Source organism: Mycobacterium sp. MUNTM1, assembly GCF_054660795.1.
Genome location: NZ_BAAGDE010000129.1, coordinates 1 through 1,799, shown reverse-complemented (window position 1 = coordinate 1,799; position 1,799 = coordinate 1). Strand labels below are relative to the sequence as shown.

Genomic DNA, 1,799 nt, shown 5'->3' with positions numbered 1-1,799 from the left:
ACGTTGAGCCCGGCTTCGAGCAGCTTGACGTAGTCCGGGATGGCCAGCGCGTCGCGCTCCGGACCGCTGGCCGCATAGATGACGCAGTCGGGTTTGAGCGCGATCAGCGCGTCGGCGTCGTTGGTGGCTTTCAGGCCGATCGGCTCACCGCCGGCCAGCTCGCCCGCGTCCTTGCCGACCTTGGCATCCGAGTGCACCCACACGCCGACCAGGTCCAGATTGGGGCGCCGCTGAATCGCGCGGATAGCGATCGAGCCGATGCCACCCGTCGCCCACACCACCACGCGATGAGCCGTCATCTTGTTCCTTCCGGGTGCGTGCGCGACGAAAGCTTAGGCGTCCGTTGCCCTTACGGCAGCAGTAACCCAACGTTCGTCTCGGAAGCTAACAGCCGCTATGCCGCACGGTCAAGGGTTTAAGAGAGTAAGTACTATCCTAAAGAACAAATCTTAGGTTAATCTGCAGCTGTGACGGCCGACCAGCGTTTTGCCCGCCTCCGAGCGACAACTCGGGGCGCCGCGCACTGATGTTCACGCTCAGGTTCGACATGCGCGCACCGAGCGGGGGCGCCGCGGCCACCGATCTGTACGCAGCGGCCATCGACATGTGCGCGTGGGCGGAAACGCGAGGCGCCGCGCTCGCGGTGCTCTCCGAGCATCACGGCGCCGACGACGGTCATCTGCCGGTGCCGCTCACATTGGCAACGGCGGTAGCGGCCAGGACGCGCACGTTGGCGATCCTGCTGGCCGCGGTGCCGATTCCGCTATGGGACCCGGTCCGGCTCGCCGAGGAGATCAGCGTGCTGGACCTGATCAGTCGCGGCCGGGTGTCCTACGCCTTCGGGGTGGGGCATCGGCGCGAGGAATACGAGCACTTCGGCGTCGACATGAGCACGCGCGGTCGTGTGGCGGACGAGATGCTGGACGTCCTGGGTCCGCTGGTGCGCGGTGAGCCCGTCGAATATCGGGGGCGCACGGTCCGCGTCACCCCGCCGTGCGCCTCGCCCAACGGGCCGATGGTGCTGATCGCCGGCGGCAGTATGGCCGCGGCGCGGCGGGCCGGCCGGCATGGACTGGGGTTCATCTCGCAGACCGCGTCGCCCGGCCTGAAGGAGTACTACGAGGAGCAGTGCCGCGCGCACGGGCACGAACCCGGGATCATTCAGTTTCCCCAACCGGGCGCTCCGACAGCGGTTTTCGTGGCCGACGATGTCGATGCGGCCTGGGATGAGCTCGGCCCGCACCTGCTGCACGACGCGAAGACGGCGGCGTCCTACCGGCCGCACGACGACTCGGTCGCCAGCATCACCCGCGCCGCCACCGTGGCGGAGCTTCGAGTGGACGGCGGTCCGTACCGCATCTTCACCCCGGACGAGGCGGTCGACTACGTGCGCGGCGGGCAACTGCTGCCCTTGCACCCGCTCTGCGGCGGGGTCGCACCGGGGGTGGCGTGGCCCTATCTCGAGCGGGCCGCGGCCGCCATTGCAGACGACCAGTGAGGAGAGTGCCCATGCGTGTTGTCGTGTGGTCGACCGGCGGAGTCGGTTCGAACGCGATCGATGCCATCCGGCGACGGCCGGACCTGGAACTTGTTGGCGTGTGGGTGCATTCACCCGACAAGGTCGGCAAGGACGCGGGCGTGCTGGCCGGCGGGGAGCCCATGGGCGTCACGGCCACCAACGACGCCGACGCGCTGATCGCGAAGGCCCCCGACTGCGTGGTGTATGCGGCCAGCGGTCCGGAGCGCGACGCGCTGGCCATCCCGGACTACGTCAAGCTGCTCGAAGCCGGGCTCAACGT

1 protein-coding gene and 2 pseudogenes are annotated in these 1,799 nt (G+C 68.6%); 2 read left to right on the top strand and 1 reads right to left on the bottom strand.

Translation table 11 applies throughout. The features are described from left to right. A pseudogene (locus tag ACYQ8K_RS30020) lies at positions 1–299 on the bottom strand (dihydrodipicolinate reductase); the annotation flags it as partial. 227 nt (positions 300–526) lie between these two features. Here ACYQ8K_RS30020 and ACYQ8K_RS30015 point away from each other — a divergent pair. Then, the gene (locus ACYQ8K_RS30015; protein ID WP_459974999.1) at positions 527–1,498 is read left to right on the top strand and encodes an LLM class flavin-dependent oxidoreductase; all 972 of its coding nucleotides are present in this window, start codon (positions 527–529) and stop codon (positions 1,496–1,498) included. Positions 1,499–1,509: 11 nt separating this feature from the next. Beyond that, positions 1,510–1,799 (top strand): annotated as a pseudogene (locus tag ACYQ8K_RS30010) (dihydrodipicolinate reductase); the annotation flags it as partial.

Bases quoted from the DNA above. Each gene is read 5' to 3' on its own strand.
- ACYQ8K_RS30015 (WP_459974999.1), top strand. From the start codon at position 527: ATGTTCACGCTCAGGTTCGACATGCGCGCACCGAGCGGGGGCGCCGCG.